This window comes from Kitasatospora sp. NPDC091207 (assembly GCF_044768625.1).
Lineage (GTDB): Bacteria > Actinomycetota > Actinomycetes > Streptomycetales > Streptomycetaceae > Kitasatospora.
This window is the reverse complement of the sequence record NZ_JBIVVS010000024.1, coordinates 40222-56309: the sequence shown is the minus strand read 5'-3', so window position 1 is coordinate 56309 and position 16088 is coordinate 40222. Positions and strand designations below refer to the sequence as shown.

The 16088-nt window shown below is 73.3% G+C and carries 11 protein-coding genes and 1 riboswitch; of the genes, 8 read left to right on the top strand and 3 right to left on the bottom strand.

The annotated features are described in order from the left end of the window. Nucleotides 1-210 precede the first annotated feature (210 nt). Nucleotides 211-1878 (top strand): APC family permease, encoded by a 1668-nt coding sequence (locus ACIQTO_RS30255; protein WP_402394610.1) that lies wholly within the window; start codon nucleotides 211-213, stop codon nucleotides 1876-1878. A gap of 113 nt (nucleotides 1879-1991) precedes the next feature. On the opposite strand, the gene ACIQTO_RS30250 is transcribed toward ACIQTO_RS30255, so the two are convergent. Continuing rightward, entirely contained in the window at nucleotides 1992-2981 is a 990-nt protein-coding gene (locus tag ACIQTO_RS30250) for a class I SAM-dependent methyltransferase (protein WP_402394607.1), read from the bottom strand. A 721-nt stretch (nucleotides 2982-3702) separates the two neighbouring features. On the opposite strand from ACIQTO_RS30250, the gene ACIQTO_RS30245 reads away from it, so the two are divergent. Beyond that, entirely contained in the window at nucleotides 3703-5142 is a 1440-nt protein-coding gene (locus tag ACIQTO_RS30245; protein ID WP_402394605.1) for an aldehyde dehydrogenase family protein, read from the top strand. Nucleotides 5143-5271: 129 nt separating this feature from the next. Here ACIQTO_RS30245 and ACIQTO_RS30240 read toward each other — a convergent pair whose 3' ends face one another. Further along, nucleotides 5272-6780, bottom strand: coding sequence for a glycine hydroxymethyltransferase (locus ACIQTO_RS30240; protein ID WP_402394603.1), 1509 nt, complete (start codon nucleotides 6778-6780; stop codon nucleotides 5272-5274). A gap of 29 nt (nucleotides 6781-6809) precedes the next feature. Then, a riboswitch (ZMP/ZTP riboswitch) is annotated at nucleotides 6810-6906 on the bottom strand. A gap of 296 nt (nucleotides 6907-7202) precedes the next feature. Here ACIQTO_RS30240 and ACIQTO_RS30235 point away from each other — a divergent pair. The 5 genes from ACIQTO_RS30235 to ACIQTO_RS30215 all read left to right on the top strand — a co-directional run bounded on the left by ACIQTO_RS30235 (nucleotide 7203) and on the right by ACIQTO_RS30215 (nucleotide 13574). Beyond that, entirely contained in the window at nucleotides 7203-8207 is a 1005-nt protein-coding gene (locus ACIQTO_RS30235; RefSeq protein WP_402394600.1) for an ABC transporter permease, read from the top strand. Between the two features lie 181 nt (nucleotides 8208-8388). Then, on the top strand, nucleotides 8389-10146 hold the full coding sequence (locus ACIQTO_RS30230) for an ABC transporter substrate-binding protein (protein WP_402394597.1): 1758 nt from the start codon (nucleotides 8389-8391) through the stop codon (nucleotides 10144-10146). A gap of 146 nt (nucleotides 10147-10292) precedes the next feature. Next, entirely contained in the window at nucleotides 10293-11285 is a 993-nt protein-coding gene (locus ACIQTO_RS30225) for an ABC transporter permease (protein ID WP_402394594.1), read from the top strand. A 15-nt stretch (nucleotides 11286-11300) separates the two neighbouring features. Then, on the top strand, nucleotides 11301-12962 hold the full coding sequence (locus ACIQTO_RS30220; protein ID WP_402394591.1) for a dipeptide ABC transporter ATP-binding protein: 1662 nt from the start codon (nucleotides 11301-11303) through the stop codon (nucleotides 12960-12962). A gap of 87 nt (nucleotides 12963-13049) precedes the next feature. Further along, a complete protein-coding gene (locus ACIQTO_RS30215; RefSeq protein ID WP_402394588.1) occupies nucleotides 13050-13574 on the top strand; it encodes a hypothetical protein in 525 nt (174 codons plus the stop codon). Nucleotides 13575-13681: 107 nt separating this feature from the next. On the opposite strand, the gene ACIQTO_RS30210 is transcribed toward ACIQTO_RS30215, so the two are convergent. Then, nucleotides 13682-15049, bottom strand: coding sequence for an aspartate aminotransferase family protein (locus tag ACIQTO_RS30210; RefSeq protein ID WP_402394586.1), 1368 nt, complete (start codon nucleotides 15047-15049; stop codon nucleotides 13682-13684). Nucleotides 15050-15287: 238 nt separating this feature from the next. Between ACIQTO_RS30210 and ACIQTO_RS30205 the strand changes: the two genes are divergently transcribed. Further along, on the top strand, nucleotides 15288-16037 hold the full coding sequence (locus tag ACIQTO_RS30205; RefSeq protein WP_402394583.1) for an SDR family oxidoreductase: 750 nt from the start codon (nucleotides 15288-15290) through the stop codon (nucleotides 16035-16037). The last annotated feature ends 51 nt before the right edge of the window (nucleotides 16038-16088 follow it).

Genomic DNA, 16088 nt, shown 5'->3' with positions numbered 1-16088 from the left:
GTATCGGGAGCGCGGAGCGAGGCGGGCAGGCGGGCGCGGCGGGGAAAGTGGCCGGCCGACCGGGCGACGGTGGGTTCGTGCGTGTCCGATGATCGGACACGAGATGGCAACAATCGGATGATCTGAGCTTTATCTGAGGTTTTCGTCCTATTTCGCACCATAGTCTGCTGTGCGTTTGTCCGGAACCCCAGGAGACAGAGGACCGATACCTTGAGCGCGCCCGAGTCGACGACGGCTTCCCATCAGCACTACCGCCGTTCGCTCGGCACCATCAGCCTCACAGCCGTCGGGCTGGGCTCGATCATCGGATCCGGCTGGCTCTTCGGCGCCGAGCGCGCCGCGCGCCTCGCCGGGCCGGCCTCGATCGTCGCCTGGGTGATCGGGGCCGCGGTCGCGCTCACCATCGCGCTGACCTACAGCGAGCTCGGCTCGATGTTCCCCAAGGCCGGCGGGATGGTGCGGTACGGGCAGTACTCGCACGGCTCGCTCGCCGGGTACCTGGCGGCCTGGGCCAACTGGATCGCCATCGTCTCGGTGATCCCGGGCGAGGCCACCGCCTCCGTCCAGTACATGAGCTCCTGGCACTTCGGCTGGGCACGAGGGCTGTTCGACGGGCAGGAGCTCTCGGTCAGCGGGGTCGCCGTGGCGAGCGTGCTGCTGGTGGGCTACTTCGCGCTGAACTGGTTCGCGATCACGCTGTTCGCCAAGACCAACACCGCGATCACCGTGTTCAAGGTGGTCGTACCGACGCTGACGGCCGGCGCCCTGCTGCTGGCGCACTTCGACACCGCCCACTTCACGGACCACGGCGGCTTCGCGCCGAACGGCTGGAGCGCGGTGTTCACGGCGGTCGCCGTCTCCGGCATCGTCTGGGCGTTCAACGGGTTCCAGTCCCCGCTGAACCTGGCCGGCGAGGCCCGCGACCCCGGCAAGTCGCTGCCCAAGGCCGTGATCGGCTCGATCCTGATCGCCCTGGTGATCTACGTCGCGCTGCAGGTGGCCTTCCTGGGCGCCGTCCCGACGGCGGACCTGAGCAACGGCTGGAGCGGGCTCGGCTACACCTCCCCGCTGGCCGACCTGTCGATCGCCTGGGGCCTCAACTGGCTCGCCCTGCTGCTGTACGCGGACGCCTTCGTCTCCCCCAGCGGCACCGGCATGATCTACGCCGCCACCACCTCGCGCATGATCCACGGCGTGCAGGACAACGGCCACCTGCCCAAGATCTTCGGCCGGGTGGACCCCAAGACCGGCATCCCGCGGCCGGCCCTGCTGCTCAACCTGCTGATCGCCTTCCTCTTCCTGGCCGTCTTCCGCGGCTGGGGCTCGCTCGCCGAGATCGTCTCGGTCGCCACCGTGATCTCGTACGTCACCGGCCCGGTCGCGGTGATGGCGCTGCGCCGCCTCGCGCCCGAGCTGCCGCGACCGGTCCGGCTGCGCGCCATGCCGGTGATCGCCCCGGTGGCGATGGTCTTCGGCTCGCTGGTGCTCTACTGGGCCCGCTGGCCGCTGACCGGCAAGGTCATCCTGCTGATGGCCGCCGGCCTGCCGATCTGGGCCTGGTACGAGCTGCGCAAGCCGTGGGCCGAGCTCAAGCCGCACCTCAAGGCCGGCGCCTGGATGATCGCCTACCTGTTCGTGATGGCCGCCGTCTCCTGGGCCGGCAGCGCCGACTTCGGCGGCCGGGGCTACCTCCCCGAGGGCTGGGACCTGCTGATCGTCGCCGCGATCGGGCTCGCCTTCTACCGCTGGGGCGTGGCCAGCGCCTGGGCCAACCCCTCACTGGACGCCGTCAAGCGCGAGCTGGCCGAGGCCGCCGGGACCGCCCAGGACGGGCAGGCCGCCGTCCCCCGGCAGGGCGGGGAACAGGCACGGGTCTGAGCCGGGGCCACCTCACGCGGACCCAGGGGGCGCACCGATCCGTCGGTGCGCCCCCTGCTGCGTTTCCGCGGCCGCCCTTCCGCTCACGCGTACGCCTTCGCCCCCGCGGCCTCTCAGCCGCGGCGGGCGCGGCGGATGGCGGAGGTCACCACCGGCGGGAGGAGGTCTCCCGCGACGCGCTTGGCCACGTTGGCGGGGCGGCGGCGCTCGGCGGCCCGGGCGCGGCGGACGGCGAGGTCGACGTCGGCCTCCTGCTGCGCGCGCAGCGCCTCCGCCCTCGCCTGGTCGGCCTCCCGCCGGGCGGCCTCGACGACCAGCCGGTCGCGGTGGCGCGAGGGCCGGAACGGGGCGATGCCCTCGGAGCTGCCGTTGATCCGCAGCACCCGCCGCCCGTTGAGGGTCTCGGCGGAGAGCTCGCAGCCCTCGGCCAGTCCGACCCGGTCCAGCAGGTCGCGCTGGGCGGGCTCGGGATCGCCCCAGGTGCCGTAGAACTTGCCCTCGGTCAGCACGATCGGGGTGAGGCCGTGGTTGAACACCGCCTCCCAGGTGGCGGCGGCCACGCCGGGCGTGTGGGCGGAGCGGTAGTCGTCCAGGGCCACCACGCCCTGCGGCTGCAGCGCCGCCCGGGCCACCCGGAGGTCGCCCACCACGTGCTCGTACAGGTGCGAGGCGTCGATGTGGACGAAGCGGAACGAGCCGGCCGGGATGCGGCCGCCGTCGAGCACCGAGGTGGGCGCCTGGATGATCTCCGGCAGCTTGTCGTGGAAGGAGAGGTAGTTGGACTCGAACGCCGTCCGGGTCAGCGACTTCCGGTAGGACATCGACATCTCGGCGGCGTTCTCGTCGTCCGGGGCGTCCGAGTCGAACAGGTCGCAGACCGTGAAGGTCTCGGAGGGCTGCAGGTGGCCGCCGATCACGATCGCGCTGCGCCCCAGGTAGGCGCCCATCTCCAGCAGGTCACCGGTGACGCCGGCCTTCTCCTGGCGGCCGAGGAACCACTCGAAGAGATGACGGTCGTGGTCCCAGAACCAGCCGGGTACGTCATCGAGCAGGGCCGGTTCGACGGGCCGGCTCTGCTCGGCGCTCAACGCGGCGTCGGTCACGAGGTTGCTCCTTACACGATGCGGACGATGCGGACGACCACTGGGAACGATCTCTGGCACGGACACGCGTGGTACGGGACGCGCGAGCCGGCGACGGAGGTCACCGCCCGGCGTTCCGGAGCAGCCTGCGGACCGGCGTGGGCGGACGCCGCTCGAACCCGCTGCCCACGGTAGTACCGCGCGCCGGAGTGCGCCGCAATCTACCGCCCACTGTCCGGAGTTGAGGAGATGTCGCACGAACCTTTTCGGCCAATGCGTGAATCTGGGCATGCGGGGGGACAGCGGAACGGGGAGCACCGGTTCGTCCCATACTGCCGTTCGGGCGCCCGGTTTGCCACCGTCCGCCGGAACGATCTTCCCGACGGCCCCGACGGCGGTCGGCGGCCCCGCCGGCGGCGGTCGGCGCGGTGCGGCAGGGCGGGCGGCCGGCGGTCCGGGCGAGTCGGCCGGCGGCGGCGACCGCGCGGCTCGCGCCGCGTGGTCGCCCGGTGACCCGGCCGCGGCGCGTGCCCGGACGGGTACGGCGGGCGGCGTGAACGGGTACGGCGCGGGGCCTGGACGGGCACGGCGCGGGGCGCGGACCGGCACGGCGCGGGGCGTGGACCGGCGTGTGTGCGGGGCGCGGTGATCAGGCTCTTGCGCCGGGCCGCCCGGGCGCCCTTGACTGGCCCTTTGACTAGCGACGCTCGTTTAACGGACGATCAGACGAGAGGACCACCCGGTGCAGCAGGACGCTGAGCACGGCACCCAGTACGGCGACCAGTACATCGACGGCGAATGGCGGCCCTCCCTGGACGCCGGGTCGATTCCGGTGCTGAACCCGGCGACCGAGCAGGTGCTCGCCACCGTCCCCGCCGGCGGCACGGCCGACGTGGCCGCCGCCGTGGCCGCCGCCCGCCGGGCTGCCCGCGGTTGGGCCGCCACCTCCCGCGAGGAGCGGCTGGCGCCGCTCACCCGGCTGCGGGACGGCCTGGCCGGGTGCCAGGAGGAGATAGCCGCCACCGTGGTCGCCGAGTTGGGCGCGCCCATCGGCTTCGCGACCGCCGTGCACGCGGGCCTGCCGGTCGCCGTCGCCGGTTCGTACCTCGCCCTGCTCGCCGAGTACCCCTTCGAGGAGCGGATCGGCAACTCGGTGGTGCTCGCCGAGCCGGCCGGGGTGGTCGCGGCGATCACGCCGTGGAACTACCCGCTGCACCAGATCGTGGCCAAGGTGGTGCCGGCCCTGGCCGCCGGCTGCCCGGTGGTCCTCAAGCCCGCCGAGGACGCCCCGCTGGTCGCCCGGCTGTTCGCGCGGCTGGTCGACGAGTCGGGCTTCCCCGCCGGCGTGTTCAACCTGGTGACCGGCACCGGTGCGGCCGCCGGTACGGCGCTGGTCGGGCACCCGGAGGTGGACGTGGTCTCGTTCACCGGCTCCACCGCCGTCGGCCGGACCGTCGCCGAGACCGCCGGGCGGGGCATCAAGCGGGTGGCACTGGAGCTGGGCGGCAAGTCGGCCAACGTGGTGCTGCCCGGCGCCGACCTGACCCGCGCGGTCAACGTCAACATCGCCAATGTCTTCGCCAACTCCGGCCAGACGTGCAGTGCCTGGACCAGGCTGCTGGTGCACCAGGACCAGTACGAGGAGGCGCTGGCGCTGGCCGCGAAGGCGGCCGCCAAGTACGTGCCCGGCGACCCGGCCGATCCGCGGACCCGGATCGGTCCGGTGGTCAGTGCCCGGCAGCGCGAGCGGGTGCGCGGCTACATCACCGGCGCGCTCGCCGAGGGCGCCCGTCTGGTCGTCGGCGGCGCGGACGCCCCGGCGGGCCTGGACACCGGCTTCTACGTGCTGCCGACCGTACTCGCCGACGTCACCAACGACATGACGGTGGCCCAGGAGGAGGTCTTCGGCCCGGTCCTGGCCGTCCTGGCCTACCGCGACGAGGAGCACGCCGCCGAACTGGCCAACGGCACCGAGTACGGCCTGGCCGGCGGCGTCTGGGCGGCGGACACGGCCACCGCCGCCGCCTTCGCCCGCCGCCTCGACACCGGCCAGGTCGACCTCAACGGCGGCCGCTTCAACCCGCTCGCGCCGTTCGGCGGCTACAAGAACTCGGGCCTCGGCCGTGAGCTGGGCCGGCACGGCCTGGAGGAGTTCCTGCAGCACAAGTCGCTGCAGTACTGAGCCGGCGACGGGGCAGGACCGGCGCGCGGCGGCGAGGCGGCCAGCGGTGACCGAGGGGCCCGGCGGTGCCGGGCCCCTCGGGGGTCGGTCGCGCGGGGGTCGGTCGCGCGGGGGTCGGTCGCGCGGGCGTCAGACCAGGTCGACGCCCGGGTAGAGGGGGAAGCCCGCGAGCAGGTCGGCGGCGCGCTTGGCGACGCCCTCGCGGAGGGAGTCGTCCAGGACGTACTGGGCCTTGGAGGGGGCGCCGGCCGAGGTGGCGACGGGGGTCGTCCCGCGCAGGACGGTGTCGATCAGGGCGGCGATCTCGTCCATCTCGCCGGCGCCCAGGCCCCGGGTGGTCAGCGCGGGGGTGCCGAGCCGGACACCGGAGGTGTACCAGGCGCCGTTCGGGTCCCGCGGGACGGAGTTGCGGTTGGTGACGATGCCGGAGTCCAGCAGCGCAGCCTCGGCCTGACGGCCGGTCAGGCCGTAGCCGGAGACGTCCGCGAGCACCAGGTGGTTGTCGGTGCCGCCGGTGACCAGCGTGCCGCCGCGGCGCAGCAGGCCCTCGGCGAGGGCCTGCGCGTTGTCCACCACGCGCCGGGCGTACGTCTGGAACTCGGGGCGACGGGCCTCGGCGAAGGCGACCGCCTTGGCGGCCATCACGTGCGAGAGCGGGCCGCCGAGCACCAGCGGGCAGCCCCGGTCGACGTGTTCGGCCAGCTCCGCGGTGCAGAGCACCATGCCACCGCGCGGGCCGCGCAGCGACTTGTGGGTGGTGGTGGTGACGATGTGGGCGTGCGGGACCGGGTCGTGGTCGCCGGTGAGGACCTTGCCCGCGACCAGGCCGGCGAAGTGCGCCATGTCGACCATCAGGGTCGCGCCGACCTCGTCCGCGATCTCGCGCATCAGGCGGAAGTTGACCAGCCGCGGGTACGCGGAGTAGCCGGCCACCAGGATCAGCGGGCGGAACTCGCGGGCGGTGGCGCGCAGCGCGTCGTAGTCGATCAGTCCGGTGACCGGGTCGGTGCCGTAGCTGCGCTGCTCGAACATCTTGCCGGAGATGTTCGGCCGGAAGCCGTGGGTGAGGTGACCGCCGGTGTCGAGGGACATGCCGAGCATCCGCTGGTTCCCGAGCTCGCGGCGCAGCTCGGCCCAGTCCTGCTCGGTGAGGTCGTTGACGTTGCGGACCTCGGCGCGCTGCAGGGCGGGGCTCTCGACGCGCTGGGAGAGAACGGCCCAGAAGGCGGTCAGGTTGGCGTCGATGCCGGAGTGCGGCTGGACGTAGGCGTGGTCGGCGCCGAAGAGCGCGCGGGCGTGCTCGGCGGCGATCGTCTCGACGGTGTCGACGTTGCGGCAGCCGGCGTAGAAGCGGCGGCCCACGGTGCCCTCGGCGTACTTGTCGCTGAGCCAGTTGCCCATCGCGAGCAGGACGGCCGGGGAGGCGTAGTTCTCGCTGGCGATGAGCTTGAGCGAGGCGCGCTGGTCCTCGATCTCCTGGCCGATGGCGACGGCGATCCGGGGTTCCACCTCGCGGACGACGTCGAGGGCGCTGCGGAAGGCGGTGTTGGCGCTGCTGCTCGCGGCGGTGTGCGGGGCGGCCCCGTACGGGGCGGCGGCGGGGCCGGTGGGGGTGATGGGGGTGGCGGGCGTGGCCAAGGCGGTCTCCTCGTGACGGACGGACGAGTACGGACGGCCCAGGCGCTCGGCAACATGGCGTGCGGGTGCACGGAGCCGCTTCCCGATGGTCGATTCCATCCGTGCGCGCCAGTCGCGGCTCACCGGGATCGTAACCAACGCGCCGTCGGGTGTGGCGGAGATCTCAGAATGCGGGACGGGCTGGAGCTTTTATCCGGGTATGCCCGATCTCCTGCAACGGCAGTATTGCAGCGGAATGAAGCCGTCACATTCCGCGAAACATTGCACTCGAACTCCGCCGGGAATGATTTGCGGAAGTCCGCCGATGTCCGATCTGATGGCGTTCGTCAGGCCGCCGGGAAACCCCCGCAGGCCGGTCCGGAAATGCACACCAGCGCACCCTCACCCACGGGGCGGCGGAGAATTCGGGGAGTACGCCTCTCATGCCAGCGGTCGAGACAGTCACGGAGCCCCCCGGGGCCGACGCCGAGGCGCCCGCGGACGGGACGCCCGCCCCCGCGCCCGCCCCGCGGGGCCTGCTCCGCCGGATCTGCCGCGACCGGGTCGGCGCCGCCGCCCTCGTGGTCGTCCTGCTCTTCCTGCTGCTCGCGCTCGCCGCTCCGCTGATCGCCGCCCTGTACGGCAGGAACCCGGTCGAGCACTACGGCCAGAACCTGCCCGGCCTGCTCAGCGACGGCGGGCTGCCGATGGCGCCGAACGGCGGGATCTCGGGCGACTTCTGGTTCGGCCTGGAGCCCGGACTCGGCCGCGACGTGCTCACCCAGCTGCTGTACGGCATCCGCACCTCGCTGCTGATCGCCTTCGCCGCGGCCGCCGTCACCACCACGCTCGGGGTGCTGGTCGGCGTCGCGGTCGGCTACCTGGGCGGGGTCACCGACCGGCTCTTCGGCTTCCTCTCCCATGTCCTGCTGGCCTTTCCGACGCTGCTCCTGCTGCTCGCGCTCAGCCCCGTCATCCAGTCCCGGCTGGTCGATCCCGGCACCGCGGAACCGGAGTGGATGCAGTTCCTGGTCCTGATCCTGGTGTTCTCCGCGTTCGGCTGGATTCCGCTCGCGCTTTCCCTGCGGGCCTCCGTCCGGTCACTTCGGGAAAGGGATTTCGTGCAGTCCGCGCGGGCCCTGGGCGCGAGCGGATTCCATATCGTGTTCCGTGAACTCCTGCCGAATGTCCGGGCGCAGCTCCTGGTGCACACGACGATGGCGGTGCCGGCCTTCGTCGCCTCCGAGGCGGTGCTGTCCTTCCTCGGCGTCGGGATCAACGAGCCGGTCCCGGACTGGGGGCGGATGATCGCCCGGGGCTCCGAGGTCTTCCAGGCCGACCCGACCTACATGTTCTTCCCCGGCGTGGCGCTGCTGCTCTTCGTGCTCGCCTTCAACCTGCTCGGCGACGCCGTCCGGGACGCGCTCGACCCGCGCGCCGTCCGCTGAGACGCCACCCGGGCGACGCCGCCACCTGAGCGCGGCCGTACTCCTGGGCGCGGCCGCCCGCCGGTTCGCGCCCCCGGCCGGGAGGACCCTCCCGCCGAGGGACGGCCCTCCTTCGAGAACCGCTTCCCCCTCCTCCCTTTCACCTAGCCGCCCCGTCACCCGGGGCAAGGAGAGATTCGCCATGCGCTGGATCAAACCGTCCCTCGCCGTCATCGCCACCGCGGTGCTGGCGACCTCCTGCTCGGCCGGCGCGGGCTCCACCTCCGGCACCGGCGGTGCCGGCGCCGCCGCCAAGGAATCCTCGCCGCTGACCGCCGCGCTCGGCACCGAGCAGGAGAGCGCCGGACCGGCCCCCGCCGTCCCCGGCGCCCGCCCGGGCGGCACCGTGAACATCTACAACACCACCGACTTCCGCCACCTCGACCCGCAGAAGGTCTACGCGGGAGCCGCCTACAACACCTCGCTGCTCTGGGGCCGCCAGCTGACCCAGTACCAGGTGGTGGACGGCAAGGCCAAGCTGGTCGGCGACCTCGCCACCGACACCGGGACCTCCGCCGACGGCGGCCGCACCTGGACGTACAAGCTGAAGGAGGGCGTGAGCTGGGAGGACGGCCAGCCGATCACCTCCCAGCAGGTCAAGTACGGCATCGAGCGCTCCTTCGGCAAGGGCTACGAGGTCGGCCCGCCGTACTGGCCGCAGTGGCTCACCGGCGAGGCCAGCTACGACGACGCCCGCAAGAAGTACGGCGGCCCGCAGGACGGCGACCTCGCCGCGATCGAGACCCCGGACGACCGCACCCTCGTCCTGCACTTCCCGCAGCCGCAGGCCGACGTGCCGTACATGGCCGCGCAGTCCTCCTCCTCGCCGGTGCGCGAGGACAAGGACACCGGCACGGACTACGACCGCCTGCCGTTCTCCAGCGGTCCGTACCGGATCGTCGAGCACGTCCAGAACACCCGGCTGGTGCTGGAGCGCAACCCGCACTGGAAGGCGGCGACCGACCCGATCCGCAACCAGTACCCGGAGAAGTTCGTCTTCGCCTTCGGCAAGGAGGCGCTCAACATCAACCAGGAGATCCTCTCCGGTCGCGACGGCGGCGCCGACGCGACCACGGTGGCCACCCAGCTCTCCCCCGAGCTCTACCAGACCGTCGACACCGACCCCAAGGCCAAGGAACTGGTGGTCTCGGGCCGGCAGGGCGCCTTCGTCACCCAGCTCGTGATCAACAACGAGCGGGTGCCGGACGTCGAGGTCCGCAAGGCGCTGCACCTCGCCTACCCGCGCCAGCAGGCGCGCCAGGTCCAGGGCGGCACCCGGGTCGGCGAGCTGGCCACCACGCTCAGCTCCCCCGCACTGGTCGACTGGCAGAAGTACGACCTGTACCCGGCCAGGCCGGAGGGCGACCCGGAGGCCGCCAAGCAGGCGCTCGCCAAGGCCAAGCAGCCACCGGCCCCGCTGACCTACGCGTACGCCAACACGCCGAACGGGCAGCGGGTCGCCCAGGTGCTGGTCGAGGGCTTCGCCAAGGCCGGGATCACCATCGTGCCGAAGCCGGTCGACCCCAAGGCCCTGCTGGACGAGGCACACCGCGCCGACTCCCCGTACGACCTGTTCGAGGAGACCAGCTCGGTCGACTGGCCGACCCCGTCCACGCTGGTCCCGTTCTCCTTCGACGGCCGCGCCGGCAGCGACCTCAACTCCGCCCGCTACCGCAACGCCGAGGTGGACAAGGAGATCGACCGGATCAACCAGATCGGCGAGCCGCGCGCCAAGGCCAAGGAGCTGTACGCGCTGGAGCAGACCGTGATGAAGGACGTGCCGGTGCTGCCCTTCGCCTACCCGACCATGAACCAGCTGCGCGGCAGCAACGTCGGCGGGGCGTTCGTCCACCCGATCTACGGCTCGGTCAGCCCGGCCTGGCTGTACCTCAAGTCCTGACGCCCCGGCGCCGGACGTCCGGAACTCCGGACGTCCGGAACTCCGGACGTCCGGGCCTTCCCGGTGGCCCGGCCCGTGCCGCGGGCCGGGCCACCGGCTCCCCTCCCGTCCCCTCCGCCCGCCCCCTCCTCGACCCCGGACCGGCCATGCTCTCCTTCGCCCTGCGGCGGACCCTCCAGGCCCTCGCCGTCCTGGTCGCGGTCTCCGCCGCCGCCTTCGCCCTCTTCTACGCCGCCCCCGCCGACCCGGCCCGCGCGGCCTGCGGCCCGCGCTGCGACTCCGGCCAGGTCGCGTCCGTCCGCCAGAGCATGGGCCTGGACCAGCCGCTGCTCACCCAGTACACCGACTACCTCGCCGGGGTGGTGGCCGGGCGGGACATCAACGACGTCGACGGCTCGGTCATCCACTGCGACGCACCCTGCCTCGGCTACTCCTACCGGCTGCACCAGCCCGTCACCGAGGCGCTGGTCGACCACCTGCCGGTGACCTTCTCGCTCACCGCCGGCGCGCTCGCCGTGCTGCTCCTGCTCGGCCTCGGCACCGGCTTCGTCTCCGCCCTGCGCCACGGGACCAGGACGGACCGGCTGCTCTCCGGCTTCACCCTGGTCGGCGCCAGCGTGCAGATCTACTTCCTCGGATACGTCGCCCAGTGGGCGCTGGTCTACTCGACCGGTCTGCTGCCGCTGCCCTCCTACACCCCGCCGGCCGAGGACCCGGCCGCCTGGGCGGGCGGGATGCTGCTGCCCTGGCTCGTCCTCGGCTTCGTCAACTCCGCCGTGTTCGCCCGGCTCTCGCGCTCCCAGCTGCTGGAGACGATGAACGAGGAGTACGTGCGCACCGCACGCGGCAAGGGCCTCGGCCGGCTGCGCACCCACCTCAAGTACACCTCGCGCGGCGCCGCCGGACCGCTGGTGCAGCTGCTCGGCCTGGAGGCCGGCGCGCTGCTCGGCGGCGCGGTGATCACCGAGACGGTGTTCGGGCTGAACGGCGTCGGCACCTTCGCCGCCGAGGCGGTCGCCGGACAGGACCTGCCGGCCGTGGTCGGCGCCGTGCTGCTCGCCGCCTGCTTCGTGGTGCTGTTCGTCGCCCTGGCCGACCTCGCGGTGGCCTGGCTCGATCCGCGCATCCGCCTCAGCTGACCCCCTGGAGTTCCGATGACCCCCTCCACCGAAGCGGTGCTGAGCGTCCGCGACCTGTCCGTCGCCTTCGCCGACCCGCGCGGCGGCGCACCCGTGCAGGCCGTCCGCGGTCTCTCCTTCGACCTCGCCCGGGGCGAAGTCCTCGGCCTGGTCGGCGAGTCCGGGTCCGGCAAGTCCGCGACCGGGCTGGCCGTGCTGGGCCTGCACGACCCGCGCACCACCACCGTCACCGGCTCGATCCGGCTCAACGGCCGGGAGCTGGTCGGCGCGGACGAGTCCGTGCTGCGCGAGGTGCGCGGCGGGCGGATCGCCCTGGTCTTCCAGGACGCGCTCACCTCGCTCAGCCCGTTCCACGGCGTGGGTGCGCAGTTGGCCGAGATGTACCGGCTGCACCACCCCGGCGCCGGTCGCGCCGAGGCCCGCCGGCGCGCCGCCGCCATGCTGGACCGGGTCGGCATCCCGGCCGCCCGGATCCGGGACTACCCGCACCTGTTCTCGGGCGGCATGCGCCAGCGGGTGATGATCGCCATGGCGCTGATGAACGACCCCGACGTCCTGATCGCCGACGAGCCGACCACCGCCCTGGACGCCCGCGTCCAGCGGCAGGTCCTGGACCTGCTCGGCGAGTTGCAGCGCGAGCACGGCACCGCGGTGCTGCTGGTCAGCCACGACCTCGGCGTGGTCGCGGGGACGACCGACCGGACCCTGGTGCTGCGCGACGGCCGGCCGGTGGAGTCCGCGCCGACCGCCGAGCTGCTGGCCGCGCCGCAACAGCCCTACACCCGGGCCCTGGTGGGGGCGGCACTCACCCGGGACACCGTGCCCGGCACGCCGCTGGCGACCGTCGAGGACCCGTCGCCGTCCTTCACCTTCGCGGAGCGGGTGACCGCCGCCCCCGACCGCTGGCTCGTCGAGGTCGAGGACCTCGCCGTCCGCTTCCCCGGGCGGCGGCTCCTCACCGGCCGACGCGCCGAGCCCGTCCGCGCGGTGGAGGGCGTGAGCCTGCGGATCGCCCCCGGCGAGACGCTGGGCCTGGTCGGCGAGTCCGGCTCCGGCAAGTCCACCACCTCCCGGGTGCTGGCGGGCCTGCAACCCGTGAGCGGCGGCCGGGTGCGCTACGACGGCGTCGACGTCACCGCCCCCGACCGGGCCCTGCGCCGCCGGCTCAGCCGCGAGATCCAGCTGGTCTTCCAGGACCCGTACGCCTCGCTCAACCCGCGCCGCACCGTCGCGCAGACCCTCGACACCCCGCTGCGCCTGCACACCTCGCTCGGCCCCGCCGAACGGCGCGCGCGGTCCGCCGAGTTGCTGGAGCAGGTCGGCCTGCCGGCCGCGCACCTGGACCGCTACCCGCACGAGTTCTCCGGCGGTCAGCGCCAGCGGATCGGCATCGCCCGGGCCCTCGCCCCCGAACCCCGGCTGATCATCGCCGACGAACCGGTCTCCGCCCTGGACGTCTCGGTCCAGGCCCAGGTGCTCAACCTGCTGATGGAGCTGCGCGAACGCCTGGGCGTCGCCTTCCTGTTCGTCTCGCACGACCTCGCCGTGGTGCGGCACTTCTGCGACCGGGTCGCGGTGATGCACGGCGGCCGGCTGGTCGAGGCCGCGGACCGCGACCGGCTGTTCACCGCCCCGCACACCGACTACACCAGGGAGTTGCTCGCCGCCGCGCACTGAGGGTGTGTCGGCGGCCGCCCGTCGCACCGATCCGCATACGATCGGCTACCGGCAGCGACTCCCGCCACCCCAGAGAAGGGGCCCCCGATGACCCTCGTCAGCCAGGCCGCCACCCTGCTCCAGCTGCTGGGCCGGCTCCACCCCGAAGCCCTGGACGGCATCCGCCCGCACCTGCCCGTCCTCGGAGCCACCCGCCACCTCCACCTCGCCGGCCACGGCAGCGGTCCGGCCGGCCTCAACCCGCAACCGCTCCCGCCCGGCGCGGCCGAGCTGCGGCTCGCCGTCGCCGGGACGGTCGGCGCGGTGGCCAACGCGGCCATCATCGCCCGCCTGTCCGGCGGGGACCCGGGCATCGTCCTCACCGAGGTCGGGGACGACTGGTGCCCGACCCCGCCGGGCGGGCGCATCCCGTGGCCCCGGCACTGGCCCCTCCCCTGGCCGCCCGGAGAGCCGTACCCGATCGACCCCGGCTACGCCACACCGGCCGTCCAGGCCCAGGCGGCGCTCGCCTTCCAGGCCTATGCCTCCGGGGTCGCGGACGAGGAGCTGGGCGCCGCCTTCGGCGCACTGGCGGAGCGGCTCGGCCAGGCGGCGCTCGCGAACGCGGGCTGAGCCGCGACGGCGGGCTCGTGGCCCGTCCGGACGCCCGCCGCTCCCCGGCGGCCGTGCGGGGAGCGGCGGCGCGGGGAGCGGCGGCGCGGGGAGCGGCGGCGCCGGCCTCAGCGGATCGTCGCGAACGCCTCGTCGATCGCCGCACAGGTCGCGTCGATGTCGTCCTCGGTCACCGCCGCAGACACGAACCAGCACGCCAGCCCGTACGCGTTGACGTGGATGCCGCGCTCCACCAGGGCGTGCCGGAAGGCGTCGTAGCGCCGCTGGTCCAGCGTGAGGGTGTCCCGGTACTGCCTGGTCGGCGCGCCGTCGGCGGAGAACACCACCTGGAACATCGCACCGACGCCCTGCACCGCGCACGGGACCCGGTGGTCGTGGGCGGCCCGGCGCACAGCGGTCATGATCCGCCGGCCGGCCGCGTCGATCCGGTCGGTGACCGCCGGGTCCGCGAGCCGCTGCAGCGTCACCAGCGCCGCGGTGGCGCAGAGCGGGGAGCCGTTGTACGTGCCGCCGTGCTTCACCCGGTTCGCGGCCACCTCCCCCATGATGTCGGCCCGGCCGGCGAAGGCCGCGATGGGCAGCCCGCCGCCGAGCGCCTTGGAGTAGACCGCCAGGTCGGGGACGACTCCGAACAGGGCCTGCGCACCGCCCGGGCCGGTACGGAATCCCGTGCACACCTCGTCGAAGATCAGGACGAGGCCCCGCTCGGTGCACTCCTCCCGCAGCGCCTCCAGGAAGCCCGGGGCGGGCATGGTGCAGGCGTTGTTGGCGACGATGGGCTCGCAGATCACCGCCGCGATCTCGCGCTGGTGCGCGTCCAGCACGGTGCGCAGCGCCGCCGGGTCGTTCCACGGGCAGACCAGCACGTCGTCCACCACGCCCGCCGGGATGCCCGGGGAGTGCGGCAGCGCCGCCGGCGCCTCGTAGGGGCCGACCTCGTCGGCGGTGAGCCGGTTGGAGATCGCCAGCGTGTCGACCCAACCGTGGTAGTGCCCCTCGAACTTGAGGATTCTGGACCGGCCGGTGAAGCCGCGGGCCGCCCGGACCGCCCCCTGGATCGCCTCCGATCCCGAGTTGGCGTACCGCACCAGGTCGGCGCAGGGCACCATCCGCTGGATCTGCTCGGCCAGTTCGATCTCCGGCAGGTTGCAGGTGCCGAACATCGTCCCGGTCAGCAGGACGTCGCCCAGCGCGCGGGCGAGGCCGGGGTCGGCGTGGCCGAGAACCGCGCTGCCGTAGGAGATCAGGAAGTCCACGTACTCGTTGCCGTCGGCGTCCCAGATGTGCGCACCGGCGCCGCGCTCGATGTACAGCGGGTACGGGTGCGGGCCGGTGGAGGTGATCCGGGAGGACGAACTGACTCCGCCGGCCAGGGACTTACCGGCCCTGGCGAACAGTGCTCGGCTGGTGTCGGTCCGGGGCCCCACCGGTGTGCCGGGGTCGGGTACGGCTTGGAAGGTCTGTCGAGTGGTCATCCGCTCTTCCTGTTCCAGTGGATCGGATCGGGTGGACGGGCCCGACGGGGCCGGGCCCGGTGGTGCCTGCGCGGTGGTGGTGCGCGGTGGTGGTGCCTGCGCGGTGGTGGTGCGCGGTGACGCCCGCGCGGTGGCGCGGTGCCGGCGTCCGGCCGAATGGGCGCCCTTGACGGCCCTCACCGTCCACCCGAAAACTGATCTCTCGTCATGTCCTCGTAATCTTGAGGGAGTTGCATCAGTGGTCGCGAAGATCTCCGTGGTGACGGGAGCGGGCAGCAACGTCGGACGGGCCTGCGCGCTGGCGCTGGCGGCGGACGGCTGGTCCGTCGTCCTGGTCGGCCGGCGCAAGGACGCCCTGGAGGAGACCGCCCGGCTGGCCGGCCCCTCCCTCACGGACCGTCTGGTACCCATGCCCGCGGACATCACCGATCCGGCGGCCGTGCGCGAGCTGTTCTCCGGGATCGCACTGCGCTTCGGCCGGCTCGACCTCCTGTTCAACAACGCGGCCGACACCATGCCCTACATCCCGACCGAGGACGTCGCCGCCGAGGACTGGGGCCGGGTACTCGGATCCATCGCCACCGGCAGCTTCCTCTGCGCCCAGGCCGCCTACCGGATGATGAAGGAGCAGTCACCCCGCGGCGGACGGATCATCAACAACGGCGCGCCCTCGGCCCACGTCCCCCGCCCCGACTCGATCGCGTTCACCGCCGCGAAGCACGCGGTGGCCGGCCTGACCAAGTCCCTCTCCCTGGACGGCCGTCGGTACGACATCTCCTGCGGGCAGATCGACATCGGCAACGTGACGCCCGCCGACCGGGAGCAGCCCGCCGCCCGCCAGGCCGACGGCAGCCTCCGGGTCGAACCGACCATGGACGTCCGCCATGTCGCCGAGACCGTGGTGACGATGGCGGGGCTGCCGCTCGGGGTGAACATCGCGTCGGTCACGGTGATGCCGAGCGCCATGCCCTACGTCGGCCGTGGCTAGGTCCCGTCCGGTCGGTCCCGCCCGACAGGACCGGCCGGACAGGGCCCTCGG

Excerpts from the sequence above, each read along its gene's own strand:
- ACIQTO_RS30220 (WP_402394591.1), top strand. The coding sequence starts at position 11,301 with ATGACCCCCTCCACCGAAGCGGTGCTGAGCGTCCGCGACCTGTCCGTC.
- ACIQTO_RS30235 (WP_402394600.1), top strand. The coding sequence starts at position 7,203 with ATGCCAGCGGTCGAGACAGTCACGGAGCCCCCCGGGGCCGACGCCGAG.
- ACIQTO_RS30225 (WP_402394594.1), top strand. The coding sequence starts at position 10,293 with ATGCTCTCCTTCGCCCTGCGGCGGACCCTCCAGGCCCTCGCCGTCCTG.
- ACIQTO_RS30215 (WP_402394588.1), top strand. The coding sequence starts at position 13,050 with ATGACCCTCGTCAGCCAGGCCGCCACCCTGCTCCAGCTGCTGGGCCGG.
- ACIQTO_RS30210 (WP_402394586.1), bottom strand. The coding sequence starts at position 15,049 with ATGACCACTCGACAGACCTTCCAAGCCGTACCCGACCCCGGCACACCG.
- ACIQTO_RS30230 (WP_402394597.1), top strand. The coding sequence starts at position 8,389 with ATGCGCTGGATCAAACCGTCCCTCGCCGTCATCGCCACCGCGGTGCTG.